General features: G+C 65.1%; 20 protein-coding genes and 3 pseudogenes. 7 read left to right on the top strand and 16 right to left on the bottom strand.

The window, feature by feature from the left end:
• The first annotated feature begins 19 nt into the window (after positions 1-19).
• Positions 20-808 (top strand): DNA-binding protein, encoded by a 789-nt coding sequence (locus ACFJI2_RS10570; protein ID WP_377704951.1) that lies wholly within the window; start codon positions 20-22, stop codon positions 806-808.
• On the opposite strand, the gene ACFJI2_RS10565 is transcribed toward ACFJI2_RS10570, so the two are convergent.
• Entirely contained in the window at positions 762-1454 is a 693-nt protein-coding gene (locus ACFJI2_RS10565) for a DUF6901 family protein (protein ID WP_377704950.1), read from the bottom strand. The genes ACFJI2_RS10570 and ACFJI2_RS10565 overlap by 47 nt on opposite strands.
• A gap of 81 nt (positions 1455-1535) precedes the next feature.
• On the bottom strand, positions 1536-4745 hold the full coding sequence (locus ACFJI2_RS10560) for a di-heme oxidoredictase family protein (protein WP_377704949.1): 3210 nt from the start codon (positions 4743-4745) through the stop codon (positions 1536-1538).
• A gap of 300 nt (positions 4746-5045) precedes the next feature.
• Between ACFJI2_RS10560 and ACFJI2_RS10555 the strand changes: the two genes are divergently transcribed.
• From ACFJI2_RS10555 to cysC, 4 genes and pseudogenes are all read left to right on the top strand, one after another.
• Complete coding sequence (locus ACFJI2_RS10555; RefSeq protein WP_377705821.1) at positions 5046-5372, top strand: ArsR/SmtB family transcription factor; 327 nt, start codon at positions 5046-5048, stop codon at positions 5370-5372.
• A pseudogene (locus tag ACFJI2_RS10550) lies at positions 5329-5781 on the top strand (SRPBCC domain-containing protein); the annotation flags it as partial. The gene ACFJI2_RS10555 and the pseudogene ACFJI2_RS10550, both read left to right, overlap by 44 nt.
• A gap of 39 nt (positions 5782-5820) precedes the next feature.
• Complete coding sequence (locus ACFJI2_RS10545) at positions 5821-6477, top strand: glutathione S-transferase family protein (RefSeq protein WP_377705820.1); 657 nt, start codon at positions 5821-5823, stop codon at positions 6475-6477.
• A gap of 9 nt (positions 6478-6486) precedes the next feature.
• Positions 6487-7125 (top strand): adenylyl-sulfate kinase, encoded by a 639-nt coding sequence (gene cysC, locus ACFJI2_RS10540; protein WP_377704948.1) that lies wholly within the window; start codon positions 6487-6489, stop codon positions 7123-7125.
• On the opposite strand, the gene ACFJI2_RS10535 is transcribed toward cysC, so the two are convergent.
• From ACFJI2_RS10535 to ACFJI2_RS10515, 5 genes are all read right to left on the bottom strand, one after another.
• Complete coding sequence (locus ACFJI2_RS10535) at positions 7112-7963, bottom strand: arginase family protein (RefSeq protein ID WP_377704947.1); 852 nt, start codon at positions 7961-7963, stop codon at positions 7112-7114. The two genes, cysC and ACFJI2_RS10535, sit on opposite strands and share 14 nt — an antisense overlap.
• A complete protein-coding gene (locus ACFJI2_RS10530; RefSeq protein ID WP_377705937.1) occupies positions 7960-9207 on the bottom strand; it encodes a hypothetical protein in 1248 nt (415 codons plus the stop codon). Before ACFJI2_RS10530 ends, ACFJI2_RS10535 begins: the two co-directional genes overlap by 4 nt.
• Positions 9208-9212: 5 nt before the next feature.
• The gene (locus tag ACFJI2_RS10525) at positions 9213-9905 is read right to left on the bottom strand and encodes a methyltransferase (protein ID WP_377704946.1); all 693 of its coding nucleotides are present in this window, start codon (positions 9903-9905) and stop codon (positions 9213-9215) included.
• Between the two features lie 117 nt (positions 9906-10022).
• On the bottom strand, positions 10023-10484 hold the full coding sequence (locus ACFJI2_RS10520) for a hypothetical protein (protein ID WP_377704945.1): 462 nt from the start codon (positions 10482-10484) through the stop codon (positions 10023-10025).
• Positions 10484-11098 (bottom strand): DUF2182 domain-containing protein, encoded by a 615-nt coding sequence (locus tag ACFJI2_RS10515; RefSeq protein ID WP_377704944.1) that lies wholly within the window; start codon positions 11096-11098, stop codon positions 10484-10486. Before ACFJI2_RS10515 ends, ACFJI2_RS10520 begins: the two co-directional genes overlap by 1 nt.
• Here ACFJI2_RS10515 and ACFJI2_RS10510 point away from each other — a divergent pair.
• Positions 11085-11282 (top strand): hypothetical protein, encoded by a 198-nt coding sequence (locus ACFJI2_RS10510; protein ID WP_377704943.1) that lies wholly within the window; start codon positions 11085-11087, stop codon positions 11280-11282. The genes ACFJI2_RS10515 and ACFJI2_RS10510 overlap by 14 nt on opposite strands.
• 17 nt (positions 11283-11299) lie before the next feature.
• Here ACFJI2_RS10510 and ACFJI2_RS10505 read toward each other — a convergent pair whose 3' ends face one another.
• The 4 genes and pseudogenes from ACFJI2_RS10505 to ACFJI2_RS10490 form a co-directional block, all read right to left on the bottom strand.
• Positions 11300-12931, bottom strand: coding sequence for a tyrosinase family protein (locus tag ACFJI2_RS10505; RefSeq protein WP_377704942.1), 1632 nt, complete (start codon positions 12929-12931; stop codon positions 11300-11302).
• A gap of 99 nt (positions 12932-13030) precedes the next feature.
• The gene (locus tag ACFJI2_RS10500) at positions 13031-13465 is read right to left on the bottom strand and encodes a hypothetical protein (RefSeq protein WP_377704941.1); all 435 of its coding nucleotides are present in this window, start codon (positions 13463-13465) and stop codon (positions 13031-13033) included.
• A 202-nt stretch (positions 13466-13667) separates the two neighbouring features.
• A pseudogene (locus ACFJI2_RS10495) lies at positions 13668-13760 on the bottom strand (SAM-dependent methyltransferase); the annotation flags it as partial.
• Between the two features lie 32 nt (positions 13761-13792).
• Positions 13793-14035: pseudogene (locus tag ACFJI2_RS10490) on the bottom strand (NAD(P)/FAD-dependent oxidoreductase); the annotation flags it as partial.
• A 155-nt stretch (positions 14036-14190) separates the two neighbouring features.
• Here ACFJI2_RS10490 and ACFJI2_RS10485 point away from each other — a divergent pair.
• Entirely contained in the window at positions 14191-14643 is a 453-nt protein-coding gene (locus ACFJI2_RS10485; protein ID WP_377704940.1) for a hypothetical protein, read from the top strand.
• 62 nt (positions 14644-14705) lie between these two features.
• On the opposite strand, the gene ACFJI2_RS10480 is transcribed toward ACFJI2_RS10485, so the two are convergent.
• The 5 genes from ACFJI2_RS10480 to ACFJI2_RS10460 are packed head-to-tail and all read right to left on the bottom strand — an operon-like array spanning position 14706 to position 16987.
• The gene (locus tag ACFJI2_RS10480) at positions 14706-14870 is read right to left on the bottom strand and encodes a hypothetical protein (RefSeq protein ID WP_377704939.1); all 165 of its coding nucleotides are present in this window, start codon (positions 14868-14870) and stop codon (positions 14706-14708) included.
• A gap of 23 nt (positions 14871-14893) precedes the next feature.
• The gene (locus tag ACFJI2_RS10475) at positions 14894-15304 is read right to left on the bottom strand and encodes a hypothetical protein (RefSeq protein ID WP_377704938.1); all 411 of its coding nucleotides are present in this window, start codon (positions 15302-15304) and stop codon (positions 14894-14896) included.
• Entirely contained in the window at positions 15304-15645 is a 342-nt protein-coding gene (locus ACFJI2_RS10470) for a hypothetical protein (protein WP_377704937.1), read from the bottom strand. The genes ACFJI2_RS10475 and ACFJI2_RS10470 overlap by 1 nt, the downstream gene beginning before the upstream one ends.
• Positions 15642-16199 carry a transglycosylase SLT domain-containing protein gene (locus tag ACFJI2_RS10465; protein WP_377704936.1) on the bottom strand — a complete coding sequence of 186 codons (558 nt, stop codon included), beginning with the start codon at positions 16197-16199 and terminating at the stop codon, positions 15642-15644. Before ACFJI2_RS10465 ends, ACFJI2_RS10470 begins: the two co-directional genes overlap by 4 nt.
• Entirely contained in the window at positions 16199-16987 is a 789-nt protein-coding gene (locus ACFJI2_RS10460) for a hypothetical protein (protein ID WP_377704935.1), read from the bottom strand. Before ACFJI2_RS10460 ends, ACFJI2_RS10465 begins: the two co-directional genes overlap by 1 nt.
• Position 16988: the final 1 nt, after the last annotated feature.

Raw genomic sequence — 16988 nt, 5'->3', positions numbered from 1 at the left:
TACAGTACAGGAGCGAGCCATGGCAAGAACGGGATTAGAAAAATCGGACGTGCAGCGCGCACGCGACAGCCTGATCGCGCAGTCGCAATACCCATCGGTGGACGCGGTGCGCATTGCGCTGGGCAATACCGGCTCTAAATCGACCATACACAAGTACCTGAAGGAGCTGGAGGCCGAGGAAGGCGGCGCGGGCGGGGAGGGGCAGCCAGCCCCCGTCAGCGATGCGCTGCTGGATCTGGTCACGCGCCTGGCGGGGCGCCTCCACGAAGAGGCGGACGCGCGCATCGCCGCCAAGGCGCTTGAGTATGAGGAAAGCCGCGCGCAGATGGAAGACGAGCTGGCGCAGGCGCGCGCCGAAGCGGATGCACTGCGCAGCAGGCTGGACGCGGAGAACGCCGCGCAGGGCCAGCTCCGCGCGCAGCTGCAAAGCGAAGTGCTGGCGCGCCATAAGGCTGAACAGCAAGTGGATCACCTCATCGAGCGGCGCGAACATGTGCAGGCGGAACTGCGCAAGGCCCAGCAGGCGCTGGCGCTGAAGCAGGAGGAGCTGGCGCGCGCGCAGCAGGATGCGGCGAAAGCCGGCGCCGAGCTGGCGCACGCCAGGGTGGCGGCATACGACGCCCAGCGCCAGGCCCGCGAACAGGATGCCCGGCTGGAACAGATGCGCGAAACGGAACTGGAACTGGCGCGGGCGCGCGCGACGCTGGAGGGGCAGTCCGGCCTGGTGGCGCAGTTGCGCGACATGCTCGATGGCTCCCGGGCTACAGCGGCGGCTCCAGCGACGCAGCGGAAGCGGGGCGCAACTTAGCCTTGAGTTCATCCAGCTGCTCATCGATGGAGCAGGGCAGCACCTTGGCCAGCAGGTCCAGCAGCAGGAAGGCGTTAATGGCGCCGTCCGCCGTGATGGCGCGTTTCAGCCGCTTCGCCATGCCGGCATTGACCGTCTGCAGCGCCAGGTAGTTCGCCTTCAGGCCTTCCAGCTCCCAATCCGGTATCCCACCCTCGCGCTCGATGAAATACTGCGCCAGCAGGTATGTGGATGCGGCGCGGTAAATGGTTTCCTCTTCGGAGGCGAAGGGCAGGTGGAAATGCGCCATGGGGCGCAGGAAATCCACCCGGGGGCAGGCGCTGCTGGCGGAAAGCAAACCCATCAGCGCGCCTATGCCGCGCTGCACCGTCGTATCCTTGCTCACCGTGCGCTCCGGCGTTTCGACGCGCACTTCCACCTGATCGTACGAGCGCAGCGCTCCCACCATGGCCACCAGCGGCACGAAGCGCACCGCCATCGGGCAATGCGGCGTGGTCTCTGGGCGCAGGGGGCAGTTGGCGCATTGCTGGAACTCCAGCGCCGTCCAGGCCGGCAGCTCGGCCGCGTCCTGCGCTGGCTGCGCGTCCACCGCACAGGAAGCGGTGTGGCCGTCGGCAAAGCGGAAATGGTAGAGCACATTGTGCATGGCTGATCCTGGAGGCGCGGGCTAGCCCCCAGTGTAGCGCCCGTGCGCGGCTTTCTCAACCGCGCACGGGCAAGCGCGGTGTTACAGCGACTTCAGGAACGCCAGCAAGGCGTCGCGGTCGGTCTTGCTCAGGGCCTCAAAGCGCTGGCGCGCGGCCGTGGCTTCGCCGCCGTGCCACATCACCGCCTCGGTCAGCGTGCGGGCGCGGCCATCGTGCAGGTAGCCGGCCTTGCCGCCGCTGCCCATCACCTTGTCCGTGTAGCCGATGCCCCACAGCGGCGCGGTGCGCCACATATTGCCCTTGGCCTGGCCTTCCACCACCTTGTCCGCCAGACCCTCGCCCATGTCGTGCAGCAGCAGGTCGGTGTAGGGGCGGATGGTCTGGTTGCGCAGTTCCGCGAACAGGTGGCCGCTGCCGGTTTTCATCTCCACCGTGTGGCAGGCCGCGCAGCGCATGGTCTGGAACAGCTTGGAGCCGGTGTTGACCTGCGGCGCGTCCACGCGGTGTTCGTCCAGCGGCGCCACGCCTTTCGGGAAGCCGCTCGGCAGGCTGCGCTGCGCAGGGACGGCCACCAGCGCCAGGTAGTTCGAGATCGATTGCAGGTCGGCTTCACTGATACCGGCCTGCGCGGCGGCGGTGGCGCAGCCGGCAGGATCGGTATTGCAGGAGCGGTTGCGGTAGACCGGCGACGTCACCGCCATGTCCTGCAGCAGCGCGGCGGCGGCCTGGTGGCGCAGCGTGGCCTTGGAGGCCTTCCAGCCGAAGCGGCCCAGGCGCACGGCGCCGGTCTCGGGATCGAAGACCCAGTTCGGCACACCCCTTACACCGTCCGCGTCGGGCGTGCTGCCGGCGCGCGACAGGATGTCCACCTCGGGAACGGCTTCCAGCAGACCGGTGCCTATCATCGGCTGGGCGGCGCGCAGCGAGTACATCTCCGGCACCGCGCCTTCGAAGGCCAGCGCTGGCTTGCGCAGTTCCACCGCCGTGCCGTCCGCCAGCTTGGCGGTACGCGTTTCAAAGCCCGACACGCGCACGCTGGTGCCCCAGTTCTGCGGCGCGCCGCTGGCCGAAACGGCGTTCATCTGCACGGCCGCGCCGTACACCGGATGCGGCACTTGCTGGCCCGCCGCGTTGGTGACGGCGACGCGCACCGACATGCTGTCCAGGCGCTGGTTGGCGGCAAACGGCGCCGGGCTGCGGCCGTTGTTCACGTGGCAGCCGATACAGGCCGACTGGTTGAAGCGCTGCCCCTGCAGGCCCACTGCCGCCGCGTAGCGGTCGTTGCCAGGCTCGTTATGCTCGCCGGTGGTGAAGTTGGTGTGCACCAGGCGGCGGCCCTCGACGAAGCGCTGCATGTTCTGCATGCCGATGCCGGTGTGGTGCTGCTGGAACATGAAGGTGGCATTGTCCGTATAGTCGTACGACACCGAACCGAGACCGCCCGACAGCGTGGCTTCCGGCAGCGGGATGTTGTTCAGGCGCGGCTGTATGCCGTACCACGGGCGTATGCCCTTGCCCACCACGTAGGTGAATTCGTGCCCGTAGTAGCGCACGCCGCCGTTGTCGCCCTTGAGCGCCATCTGCTCCGGGGTGGAGAAGAACGATGGCGACACCTCGATCACGTCGCCCGCCACCAGCGGGCGCGCCGGAATGTTCTTCCCGTTCGGGAAACCGTTGGCGTCCAGGTCGTTATGGCCTGGGAACTCCTTCACCAGCAGCGTGCAGCCGCCGTTGATGCGGTTCGGGTTGGACAGCTTGCCGTTGGCAGGGTAGGGCACCAGTTCGCAGATGCGGTTGTCGTCATTGCCGCCAACCACCAGTTCGCCCGGGGCCATCCAGCCGTAGCCGGTGTCGCCCGGACGGTCGAAGGCGCGCACGAAAGCCACGCCGCCGGCCTTCTGGCCAACCTGGTGGTACTGGTTGACGATCAGCGTGGGCTTGGTGACACCGGCCACGCCGCTGTTGTCGATGATCTCCATGCCCCAGGTGCGGTTCTTGAAGTACTGCGGCACGAAGGTCAGGTAGTTGCCCGGCCCCTTGTCGACCGGCAGGCCGGTGACCGGGTCCACGGTTTCATTCGGGCCGTAGCCGATTTCGTTCCACTCCTCGCCGCGCTCGCGGCCGTGGCGGGCCAGGCCGCGCGCGCCGAAGCGGGTGACCAGGGTGCCGTCGGCCAGCTTGAACTGCAGCGTTTCCAGCGGTTCGGCCACGGCGGGCAGGGGCGCCCAGCCGGCGCCACTGGCGGGATATTTCAGCGCCGAGGTGGCGGACACCGGCAGCGTGTTGTCGCTGCCGGGCGACTTGAACTCCACTTCGAACAGCGAATAGCCGTAGTTGGTGGCGCGCGCCACCCCTTGCAAACGCACGAAGCGCGCATGGATGCCGAGGTTGAAGAACTCCTCGGTGCCGCCCTGGCCGTTGCTCACGTAGCGCGACTGCGCCCAGTTCTGGCCGTCGTCCGAGGACTGCACGGCGTACTGCTTGCCATAGGCGTTCTCCCACAGCAGCTTCATGTAGCCGATCGGCGTTTTCGCGCCAAAGTCGAACTGTATCCAGGCGCCGTTCTCGGCCTTGCTGGCCCAGCGCGTGGTCGCCTTGCCGTCGATGGCCAGCGGCGCCGCCAGCCCGCCGTTCTCGGGTTCGGACGAGGTGGCCGCAACCGGTTTGAGCACGACGCCAGGTTGAGTGGTGTCGATCGGGCCGGGGTCCGGCTGGGGCTGCGGGTCTGGCTCCGGTTGCGCCACGGCGCCGCCCGAGAAGGCCTGGATCTCGAAGATGGAATAGCCGTAGTTGGTGGAGCGCTTCACGCCCTGCATGCGCAGGTAGCGGCCCTGGCCGGCAAGGCCGGTCCAGTCTTCGGCGCCGCCGCTGCTGCCGTCCACGGTCTTGATCGTGGTCCAGCTGGCGCCGTCTTCCGAGGTTTGCAGCAGGTACTGCGTGGCGTGCGCGTTTTCCCAAGCGATGCGGACCCGATTGATGGCCACCGAGGCGCCGAAGTCCAGCGTCAGGGACTGGTCGTCGGAAAAGCCGCTGCTCCAGCGCGTGCCGGCGTTGCGGTCGATGGCGGCAGCGGCGCCGAGGTCGCCGCGCTCGGCCGACGTCGCGGCGGCGCTGACTGGCGTCAGTTCCACCTCCGGGTTGGCTACCGCCATGGCCCGAAAGGTCGGGCCGCCCTGGGCCGTGGCCACGGCAGTCGCGGAGTCGCCGCCGCCGCAAGCGGCCAGCAGCAGGGTAAGGGCGAGAGGTAGCCCTTGGATAGTGAGATTTCTTCGATACGGCATTTTTTGCATGCTACCTCCCCAAATTATTAACAGTTCGTTCCCGGTCCCGCGTCTCCATGAAACGTTTACAAGTATTAAATGACAACCATCATATTTACTTGCCAAGTAAAAGCCGCTTGCAAGGGCGGCTTTCTTATGGTCGGGCTGGTTACCTTGCGGTTGCCGCATGGCAACTTTTGGTAACTTATCTTGTGTCACGGCACATGTCAAGTGTTACATCTTGCGCATCTTGCATCTCAGCTCATTGACCTCGGGCTCCCAGCATGCTAACTTAACCTTATGGTTAAATACGAAAACCAATTGGACGCGGTGTTTGCCGCCCTGGCCCATCCGGCCCGGAGGGCCATGCTGGCGCGCCTGTGCCAGGGCACGGCCACCGTGGGCGAACTGGCCGAGCCGTTCGACATGTCGCTGCCGGCAGTCACCAAGCACCTCAAGGTGCTGGAACGGGCGGAGCTGATCAGCCGCAGCAAGAGCGCGCAGTGGCGCTTGTGCCGGCTGGAGGCCGCGCCCTTGAATACCGCGTCCGGCTGGATAGAAGAACAGCGCAAAGTGTGGGAATCGCGCCTGGACCGCCTGGAAGACTATCTGCATGTGCTGCAAAACGAGAAAGGAAAAGACGATGGCAACGAGTGAACGCGAGCTGGTGCTGCAACGGGAAATGCCCTTTAGCCGGGAATTGATCTGGAAGGCCATGACGGTGCCCGAGCATGTGAACATGTGGTGGGGACCGGATGGCTTCCGCAACGAGAACGTCACCATGGACTTCCGCGTGGGCGGCGCCTGGACGTTCGACATGGTGGGACCGGACGGCACGCGCTACCCGAACCACTCGGTGTTCAAGGAGATTACGCCGCCGTCGCGGCTGGTGTACGACCATGGGGACGGCCAGCGCGTCTGGTTCGAGGCCAGCATCGTGCTGGAGGCGACTGCCGGCGGCACGCTGATCACGCTGCGCCAGCTTTATCCGGACCAGCAATCGCGCGACCTCGTGGTGGAGAAGTACGGCGCCGTCGAAGGCGGCAAGCAGCACCTGGCCAAGCTCGAAGCCTACCTGGCGCAGCATCGCCAGGCGCTTGGCGGATTGCTCGCGCTGTACGGCCATCCGTTCTCGTCCTACACGCAGAAAGTGCTGATCGCGCTGTACGAAAACGGCACGCCTTTCGAGTTTCGCATGCTGGGGCCGGACACGCCGCAGCACGCGGCAGAATGGCAGCGCCGCTGGCCCTTGAGCAAATTCCCGCTGCTGGTGGACGGCGAGCGCGACGTGGCCGAGACCAGCATCATCATCGAGTACCTGCAGATGCGGCATCCCGGCCCGGTGCGCCTGCTGCCGGTAGACCCCATGGAAGCGCTGGACGTGCGCTTCATGGACCGCTTCTTCGACCTGCACGTGATGACGCCGGTGCAGCACGCCGTGGGCGGCGCGCTGACGGGCGATGCCACGAAGAGGGCAGAGGCGCTCGCCCACGCCACCGGCAAGCTGGAACTTGCCTACGCCTGGCTGGAGCGGCATCTCGCGGGCAAGGCGTGGACTTGCGGCGACGAGTTCACGCTGGCCGACTGCGCGGCGGCGCCCTCGCTGTTCTACGCCGACTGGACGCACCGGATTGCAGATCAATACCCGCTGCTGCGGGCATACCGCGCGCGCCTGCTGGCCCGCCCGTCCTTTGCGCGGGCTGTTGAAGAGGCGCGACAGTTCCGGCCATTGTTCCCGCTCGGCGCGCCCGATCGCGACTAGAATAAGGAGATGATGCCGACCGATCTACTCCTTGCGCAGCCGGCCACGGTAAGCCGCCTGCAACGCGAACAACGCAACGGCCACCGCGGCGCGGTGGTGTGGTTCACCGGCTTGTCCGGCGCCGGCAAGACCACGCTGGCGCATGCCGTGCAGGAGCGCCTGTTCCGGGCCGGCTGCCAAAGCTATGTGCTGGACGGCGACAATCTGCGCCAGGGCCTGTGCTGCGACCTGGGCTTTTCCGCGCACGACCGCAGCGAGAACATCCGCCGCGCGGGCGAAACGGCCGCCCTGCTGGCCGATGCCGGCATCATCGCGCTGGCTGCCTTTATCTCGCCATTCAATGCCGACCGGGAACGCGTGCGCGCGCGCCTGCCTGCGGGCGATTTCATCGAAGTGTATTGCGACTGCCCGCTGGCGGTATGCGAACAGCGCGACGTGAAAGGCCTGTACCGCCGCGCGAGGGCCGGCGAGGTGGCGCAGTTCACGGCGATCTCATCGCCCTACGAGGCGCCGCTGCGGCCCGAACTGGCCCTCGATACAGGCCGGCTGGATATCACCGGCTGCGTGGAGCGCGTGCTGGAGGCCTTGCGCGGACATGCCGTTATCGGTCCGCAGGCCGTCGTTCAGCCGCCGCTTAGCTGTTCGTGACGGGGAGCTCCGGCAGCAGCACATCCAGCAAATCCAGGCAGGCGCGCGCCGCCTTGCTGTCCGCATCGTGCTCCGCATGCCAGGACGAGACCGATACCGCGACCACGCGGTAATCCCGCAAGCGTTCAAACAGCGCCGCCATCTGTTCCAGCCGCGGCCCCTCGGGCACATGGTATTTCAGGGCGGGCATGCGCTCGGATTCGTCCAGCACGTCGGTGTCGAAGTGCACGTACAGCGTTTCCTGCGGCGACAGATGCGCCAGCACCGCATCGAAGGTGCAGCGCACGATGGCCGATGCGCGCAATGCTTCCTTCTCGCCGGGGTCCAGGTCGCGCGCATCGGACAGCACGATGCGCTCCTCCGGATAAGGCCGCGCCCCCACCGCCGCGCGCATGGCCGCGATGCTGTCGCGCTGCGCCTTGCGCCGGTCCAGGCGTCCCACCAGCATGGCCAGCGGCATGCCGCCCAGGTATTGCGTCTGCGTGGTGGCCCAGGTATGGAAATCGCCATGCGCGTCCAGCCACAGGATGCGCTGCGGCTCGCGGCCGGCCTGCTGCAAACCTGCCAGCATGCCCATGGACGACACACAGTCGCCGGCAATGCTGAGCGGGAGGTCGCCCGCTGCGGCAATCTTGCTGACCTGCTGCGCCAGCAGCGCGTAGATGCGGCCCATGCTGCGCAACTGTTCGTTCTTGTCCGGAATTCCGGTGGCCGTGGATTCGGGCGAGGTGATGACCTGCCAGGGCCGGCCATCGAGCAGCGCCGCGTTGCGCAGGCCATCGCGCACCTGGCCCATCAGGTAGGGCACCAGCAGGCGCCGTACCGCCAGCCGGCTCACAGCCAAGCCTCCGGGTCCGGGCGGTAGCCCAGTTCCCGCATGGTGCGCGCCACTTCAGGCATGCGCGCAAGCGGTTCTAGCACCGCGCGCCGCTTGCGCCAGCGGCCGGGAGCGGGTGCCTCGGTCGCCATGGTTACCGGCAGCTCCCGCAGCGACGGCAGCGGCGGCAGGTCCAGCCAGCCGCACACGCGCGCCAGCTGGCCGGCGGGGTCGGCAAGGAAGTCCTCGAACGCCAGACGGTGCAGGGCTGCGCCGCCGTCCAGGATGTGGCGGTGGCAGGACAGCCATTGATTCAGGCACACCAGTTCGAGCCGGCTGTGCGCGTAGGCGCGCCAGTTCGGCGGCAGGTCGAACTTCCACCAGCGGCGGCCGAAGTCGCACACGTCGGAGTAGCCGCCTATCGCCAGCCCGGCCCCGGCGCGCGCCATGTCGTGCGAGAAGAAGCCGGCGGGCGACAGCCAGCCATCCATCAAGCCGTTCACGCTTTGCGCGTAGCCGCGCGTGAGGTGGATATGGCACACCTGCGCGTGCGGGAACAGCTGCCGGTATAAATGGGGACGGTAGGCGTCCGACGGCGTTTTAAACAGCAGCACCTTGTCGGCGGCATCGGCCTCGGTGCAGCGGCGGCGCCGCAGGTCCGGCAACACGAAGGGCGGCTCCTCGATCTTGGCGGCTTCCGCGAAGGGGCGGCCTGCGCCGGGGCCGATCTTGCCGTCGTAGTAGTCCAGGCGCCAGTGCCCGGCACCGAACACGCCGCTTAGCACGGCCTTGGCCAAGTCCCGCTGCGCCGTGCGCGCGCCTTGCTCGCCGGCCCTGCCGAGCGAGGCGCCCAATACACGCCGCAGCGCCGCGTAGGCGTCCCGCGACGCAAACAGGGCAGGGAACTGCAGCAGCAAACGCTTGCTCCAGCGCTCCAGCAACTCGTCCAAGGGAGCCATGTGCGGCGAGGCGATGGTGAGGCCGTCGAAGATATTGTCGGCCAGCGTGTCGGGATGGTTGATGCGGGTGATGGCGTCGCTGGTGCAGGCCGGATCGCTGCCGAAGCCGTTGCCGCTCAGGGCCAGAAATGGTTCGGCCTCGCCGTCCAGCGCGGCGATGCCGGGGTGGCAGGCCAGGGCCGCCTTGAACAGCGTGGAGCCGGAACGGGAACTGGTGAGCACGACCGCCACGCGCCTGACCTTGTCGCGCCAGGGCGCCCGGGGCACGGCACGCAGCGCATTAACGTTGGCTAGCAGGCTGTCCATGGCCGCTAGGCAGCTGGCGCGCGGCGGAACAGGAAGGCGTAGAACTGGCGCTCCTCGGCTTCGCCGGGTACGCTGCTGGCCAGCAGCTCGATGCTGAAACCGGCTTCCGCCGCCAGCCGCTTCACCTCGTCCACGTCGCCGAAATTCGAGTGCGCGAAGTAGATGCGGCCGCCGGGTTTCAGGTGCTTTCCGGCCTCGCGGAAGAAGCGCGTATTGGTCTGGAAGGCGGTGTCCCATTGCGAGCGGGCCACGATATCGTGCGCAGCCTTGTTGCGGAAGGGGAGATTGGCGGTGATGACGTCGAACTGTTCGCCGCCGGCGGCGTCGAACAGGTCGGACTGGCGCACTTCCATGATGCTCTCGAAGCCGTGCTCGCGCGCGTTGTGGGTGGCGCTGCGCACCGCCGCCGGGTTGATGTCCAGCGCCAGAACCCGGCCCGCCTGCGCGTAGCAGGCGAAGATGGCAATTACGCCCGAGCCGGTGCCCACATCCAGCACGCTCTCGCCAGGCTCGACGCGGAAGTTGCGCACCAGCGGCTGGCTATCCAGGAAGGGCCAGAAAGTCTCGGGATAGACATGGAATTTCTTGCCCAGGTACGTGATGGTGCGGCCTTCGTCCGGGACTTCCTTGAAAGCCTTTTGCCGGCTGCGCTGCCAGCGGTCCACCTTGAGTTCGTTGACAGGCGCTGCGGATTCCATGGCGATCTCCGGCTGGTTGACGTGCACCATACTACGCACGCCAAATGGCCGAAGCAAGCGCGCACGCCAGACTGTGCAAGAACCCTACAACTTGCAGAATGGGAGGAAGCGCCGCACCTAAGGTGTGTTGGCCGCATCGGCTTCAACGCTGATGCGAATCCGGTCGATCGTAATCTCCACGCCGTCGGGCAGCTGCTGATGAGGAAGGATCGACAGCCGCAGCTGCGCCTGCCCCGCTAGCGCGGCTGCGATCTGCGCGGACTGCGGCGTAACGTCCAGCTGGCACTGCAAGCCCCCCGGCTGGCCATCCGCCCTGGGCACGCTCGCGCTCCGAAGCCCATATAGTGCGTGACTTCCGAGATGGACTTCACTCGGCGGACTTCCGGCGTCCGGTGCGGGCGCCTTGAGAAATACCCGCAGCACGGTGGCGTCGAAACTGCCACGGATATTCTCCATTACCAGGTAGGTGCGGCGCGCCGTGCCGACGGCGCCCTGGACTTGCAGGACGGCCTCGACGCCCGCCGACCGGACGTAGGTAAGCTCATCGCGCGCTGCGATCACTATCAGGCTTTGGCTCATTACGTTCGCTTCAAGGTAAGCCGCTTGGGCTGAGGAGTAGACCATACCTGACGCCGTAGCGCGATGGCGCGCCGCAGGCGCAGCGCCGTCATGCGAAATCCGCGCATCCTCCAGGCAGGACGCAGCGGCGGCTCCAGCCGCTCGCAGAACATGATCAAGGCGACGATTGCCATGCCTGCCAGATGCCACTGTTGCAGCGAGCCGGCAAACAGCATCAGCGCCCAGCACGAACCGAAGCACCATATGCCATGCTTCAAACCGAAGCGCAACACGCCAAGATCCGCCTGGCAGCCAAACGCTGCCAGCGGAGGATAGTCGTGGCATTGATTCAAGCACCACTGCTTGAAGGGCGACACCTGCCAGACACACGCGACAAGCGCGGCCATCCCGCTCAGCAAATACGCATCCTGGACGCCGCGCGCCGCCGACGCCCCCGATGCCCCCGACCCCATCAACGCCTCAAGCGCCTTCAGCGCAAAGCAGCCCGTCAACCAGACCGCCGCATAGGCGATCAGGAAGAGCGCGACGCTGCGCCCATGCCGGTCGCTGAACGAGCTGATCCGGATATGGCAGAGCGGCTGCAGGGTCATGGGCGCCATCATGGCGATGATCATCAGCGTGGAATCCACACCCACCGAACGTATCCAGTCCGGCGTGAATTCCCGCGCCCAGCTTGAGCCGCACATGATGGCCGCCGGCTCCGCCGACCAGAAAGGCGCCGCCACGATCAAGGCCCACGCCGCGCAGCTGCCGGCAACAATACAGGCCCAGATTTTGGCGGACTCATTTCTGCTGTAGATCATCGCGCTGGATGCTCAGTTGGGCTGGCGATAAATACTCACCCGGCCCACCTCGATATTGGCGGCCTGGGGCAGCGCGCCCGACGGCACCAGGCTGACCTGAATATCTCCTTCCGAAAGCTTGTTCTCAAGGTACAGCTTGTCCACATAGCGCGATATATCGAGGATAAAGCTGAGCCCCGAGCCGCCATGCGCCCCGTGCTTGACACTGGCGCGCCGCAGCCCGAACAAGCCCACACTGCCAACGTACTGGGCGCGCCGGGTGGCCGCGTCGGCCTGCGGCGGCAGGTCGATATAGACCCGCAACACGGTTGCATCCTGCGTGCCGCGCACGTTCTCCAGCTTGAGGTACAGCTCATCGGGAAGGGCCAGCGCAGAAGCCATTTTCAGGCTTGCGACCACGCGGTTCTGCACGTCGGGATGCAATTTGACGTCGATAGGAGTGCCGCCGCCATGCGACAGCCGGACCGGGCTGGCATTCGCGCCGAGCAGTTCGGCTGGCTTCGTCACTGCCTTCCCGCTGGGCAGGCTCATGGCCAGGCCGGCGCTGCTGATCACGCCCAGGTTGACCAGCCGGCTCGCCAGCAAGCTTTGCGCCAACTTGGGCGGCGCGGCTGCGTCCTCGTAGGCGTAATTCAGGCTGGACAGGTTTTCCACTTCGGCCGGGGTGTAGGTCCACGGTTCGCTACCGGGCATGGGCATGACGAATTGCTGGGCGGGGCCGTTCAGCCAGTTGGGGTCGGTCGGATTGGCATGGCCTGCTTCGTTCCACACCGCCCACATGCGGTCGATATTGCAATGGTGCAGATAGAAGATCGGATCGAGCGCCGCCGTGCCCGGGTCCGCCATCACGCCATAGTCCGGACTGCTTACGTTGCCGCCGACATAGACGTGCACCAGGTCGTGCGGATTCTTTTCAATATTGCCGTGCGGGCTGCTGCCGCTATGCTCGAATCCCGTCTGCGGTCCGCCGAATCCGGGCAACGGCGTTGCGGCGTCCGTGCCGGTGTACAGGTCGTTCTGCAGGCAGACATTGGTGACGTCGCCAAACTGGTGCCAGTTCGGATCGTCCGCATGTGTATCTTCCCAGACCTTGGTCGGGATATAGATGTTGCCGTTGTTGTCAGGGCCGTAGCGCATGGCCACGTAGAGCGCATTGGGAGTACCGTCCGGCAGCGTCGGGGTGGTGAATGCGGGCGGGATGGGCGCCTGGTCCGGCTGCGTGCCGCCGAAATAGTCCCAGTAAGGAAGCGCCCAGTTGTCGGGGCCGCCCAGGCTCACGATGTCGGCCCGCAGCTGCGCTTCCAGCGCCATCAGATAGCCGCGATGCCAGGGCAGGAAATACCAGCTGCCGTGCTGGCACTGGTTCCAATACTTGTCCTGGGTAGATTGGCTGGGCAGTGGCGAGGTCGGCACGGCGGGCGGCGTATTGATGTAGCCCCAGGCAGGAAAGGCGAGCGGGGAAGGGTACCAGGCGGTATTGGGATTCACGTACTCGCCGTGAATGGCCCCGAAGAACCACCAGCTGGCCGGGTCGTTGAGCTGCCGGCCCATCATCTTGCCGACACCTTTGGCATACCACAGCAGGGCGGGGTTATCGAATGTTCCGCCATCATTCCAGGCGTTTACGCGCGTGTAATTCATCATTTTTATTCTCCGAGGTCGATGAGGGGCACTACCAGAAAAAGTCGGGCTGTTCGTACCTGGCTGGTACGGCAATGCGTGCAGTGGATCCGGGCTGAGAATTTAGCCCGAGGTGTTTGGCTTTCCGGCCAACATGATGAAGCTTGCGGTCACGCCTGCTGGCTGGCCGTTGTGAGGAAGGGCTCTGATAACGGTTCCGGTGAACGCCGCAACCTGATTTACAGCAGCCGCCCAGCGGGGGCTGAGAAAGGCCTGATAGTCGTACTGCCAGCCAGCGGTGGGCGTGCCGGGCCGGCCCTTGCCCACCAGCGCCAACGCAGGCGCCGTGCCGGCCTCGGTGAACTGGCCGCTGACGTCCAGCACATAGTCGCTCGACATCACGAACTGCCCGGTGACGATATCGCCGTCCAGCGTGAGAGAGAACACGCCTTCGCCGAAGATCAAGGCCAGGGCCTTGGCGGGAGCGTCTCCGACCAGGCTGACATCGTTATGAAAGCTGCGATACACCCACGTCGAAGAAGCGAGGATCGAGTTCATGGTATTCCCGTATTTGGGTTGTGCCGCGAGTGACCAGAACTTAAATATAGGCTTGAATTTTCAGTGAATATGCTCGCTTTGTAACAGCAGTCAAAAATACAACAAACAGTTCGCGCTCTGCTGAAATCGGCTTGCCGTGTTACGTGCCGTGACGATCCACGCCGCGCCGTCGATCATCACCGAGCGCTCGCCGGCAAGGCCAGTCGCCGAACAAGAATGGGCCGGGCGCTTCGGGATCGGGCGGCGCAGCCGGCGGGACGATGCCCTTGATCGCGCCCATCGGCAGGCGCACCCACCCAGTGAGGCCGGAGAAATGGTCGATGGCGCGGAGATGCTGTCGGCGCGGGCACTGACCAGGCTGATCGCCGGATAACGCACCGGTTGCTGCGCCTCGGCCAGGATGTCCAACGGAGGCTTGTGATCGTGGCCTGGCAGGCCATGCGAGTGGCCTGCGAAGCGATGGAGCGGCAGGCCGGTATCGAGAACGGTAACCTTGCGGCAGGCACGGCCGAGCTGCAGGGCGGCGAAGAGGCCGGCAAAGCTGCCGCCGATGATGAGAACGTCATGCATGGTGACGGGGACCGCCCGTGAGAGCACGACCGCGCCGACCAGAGTCAAGAGGATAGTCATGGCCTTGCCGCTGAAACAGTCCAAGTTCGCTTCGTCGTACGGTATTGCCGCGATAGGCGAGTCCGGCGCAAACAGTATTTGACATAATATAGATTATGCGAAAAGAAAAGCGGTCTAAGCTGTTGCCACTAAGTTACTTTCAAGCAAATAGTGATACGGGCCAGATACTATATCTGGCCTTTTTTTTAGGCAGGCAGATCATGCGATATCCAAACCGCCGCTACGGCAATCCTACGGAGTTTCAGTACTACGTCGCCACCCACGGCGACGGTATCAAAGGCGTGGCGCGCACGCTCCGGCGCGATGAGCGCACCGTCCGCCGCTGGCTGAACCAAACCCAAAAGCTCCCTTGGTGGGTTCCCGAAATCCTCCGGCTGCAGCGCATGGAATCGGCCGAGATTGTCCGGCAGATGACCGGCCACTATCCCCGCGTCTTGGCAGTTGTTACAGATGAGGCCCAGCTTGAGTTGCGCCGCGCCGAGCCGACAAAAAAGCCGCTGGCCCTCACGGACTTGCGGCTTGATGACTTTGACCTGGCGGTCGGCTGACTACTTTTTTTTCCGCTTGCGGAACTGGCCATTTGCTTTGCGCGGCGGCGTGCGGCGGGCCATTACTTGGCCTCCGGGGTCACGCCAGCCAGCGTTGCCAGCGACACGGATACGCAGTCCGCAATCGCGTGATACTGCGGCGGCACAGCGCCCTTGGCAATCTGGAAAATGATGCCGATGGCGGCCCAAGTCGATGGCTCTTTCAGTCGGTTTTTCAAGAAATTCATGTCCTTCCTTTCGTGGTTAAAAATCAGTGCAGCCAGTCGTAAATCTGGCCGCCAAGCGTCCAGTTTGAATTGCCCGTGATAGCGCCGCCGATCCCGGAGACGCCGCTGTTTATGACGTTGCCGCTATCGAACGGATTGAAGTAGGTTTGCAGCGTGGTGCCAGCCGGGCAGTATGTGGCCACGCCCCATGCATCGCCTATGCGTAGCGCACGCTGGCACTCGCTATCGCTGATGCGCGGTATGCCGACAAGATCGCCTACGCCGATGGCTACGCCGCCTGCCGCGTCACCGATCACGCCCACCGCACCCGCACCCGCATCCACAATCAGGTCGGGAAAGTTTTTTTTTGCGATGATCAGTACGCCCACGGCGAGCACAGCCAGCAGGGCCAGATTGACCGGCGTGGCGAAGTCGGGGATTTTCGGCATATCCATCAGACGCCGTACTCCATGAAGTTGTCCTTCAGCTCGTCGTTGCCGTTGATCTGGTTCAGCCAGTTCGTGGGCGAGCCGCTGTAGCTGGAGCCGATGCCGTCGCTGTTGTTGCTGCCGCCGTTGTTACTGCTGCCCTTCACCATGCTGGTCAGCCAGCCGCCCAGCGCGCCGCCGATGGCTTGGCCGACGCCGGTCCCGAGGTTGCCCGGCAGCGAGTTCTGTTTGGTGCCGGTGGGCTGGCCGTTGACCGGCCCGGCGTAGGCGCGGCGGCTGTAGATCATAGCGCCGACGACCAGCACGCCAATCAGCAGCATGTCGTTGTTGTTGTTCGCAGTGCTCATGCGTATTGCCCTCCGGCCTTGGCCAAAATGGTGGTGTAGTAGTCCAGCGTTTCGGGCGGCGCGGAGGCCAGCCCCTTGCGGGTCACGTTGCCAATGCCCCAGTTGTACGCGGCCAGCGCGCCAGCCCAAGTACCCGCCGAGCGGTACAGCTTGGCGAGGTAGCGCGCCGCACCTGGGATCGCCTGATCGGGATCGAGCGCCGCCGCTTCGCTGCCCAACTCTTCGCGGGCCGTCGCGGGCATAAACTGCGCAATGCCCATGGCGCCGACACGCGAGCGCTTGGCGCCGGTGATGATCGCCATGCTGTAGCGGCTTTCCTTCCACAGCAGCCACGCCAGAATGGCAGTTGGTACGCCGTATTTGTCGGCGGCGGCGCTGATGGTTCCCTCATAAGGCCCGGAACCGTTTGGCCATTCACTTACGTAGCTCATCGCTTCATCTATCCCATCGAAAATTATGTTTGATTCCTCGTCGCCCGCCGTTACCGCCCCCTCCCCGCGCATCGCAATGTACAGCAGGAAGGCGGCGACGGCAGCTATCGCAAACCGGTTCATCACAGCACGGTGATCAGCGCGTAGAAGTTGTACGCGCCTGCGTTTGCATTCCAGATGTGCAGCCCTTTGCCGGGCGGCACGCGCTGGCGCGTGGTGTACGCATTGGCAGATGTCAGCCTGCCCAAAAAGTCGCCATCGGTAGCGGAAGTCGGCACGGTTGCCTTTGCCAGCAAATTGCCCGAACCGGCTTCTAAAAGCACTTGCTCGACAATCACGCCGTTCGTATTCGCGCCTGCCGCGATCAGCGTCCCGCCGCTAGCTGCCGCGATGTTTAGGGCGACATAGTTTGTGTAAGCCATAACAGGTGCCGATACTCCGAAAGATTGGGAAGGGTCGAGCGATACCGGAATCCGGTTGCCCACGTCATTGACGATTTCGATCTGCGCATTCATCAGCGTGACCGGCATCGCTCCCGCCACCGGCGTCAGGCCGTTGATCGCCACCGGCACGGCGTGCGCGGCGTCATTGGTAACGGTCACGGTGTTGGCGAAAGTGGCGTCCAGCTTGAACACGTTTTTCGTGTTGGCGTCATCGAAATCGCCTTCGCCGATGTTGAAGAAGCCGTCAACCGGGTCGGTGCCGTCCATGCGGATATTCCAGCGCTCCGTCGTGGTCGGCGTGCGGAAGCGCTGGCCGGGGCGCAGGATGATTTCACCGCCGTTATCCGGCTTGACGCGCACGGCAGCGGCGCCGGTAGACGTCACCGACTCGTAGACGAACAGATCGCCGCGCGCCGGGATGGTGAGCGCACTGGTGCCGACGGCGAGCTTGAACGGGTAAGTTTCCATT

Source organism: Pseudoduganella sp. UC29_71 (assembly GCF_042693265.1).
GTDB lineage: Bacteria > Pseudomonadota > Gammaproteobacteria > Burkholderiales > Burkholderiaceae_D > Rugamonas.
The sequence above is the reverse complement of the archived record's forward strand: the minus strand, read 5'-3'. Positions and strand labels throughout refer to the sequence as shown.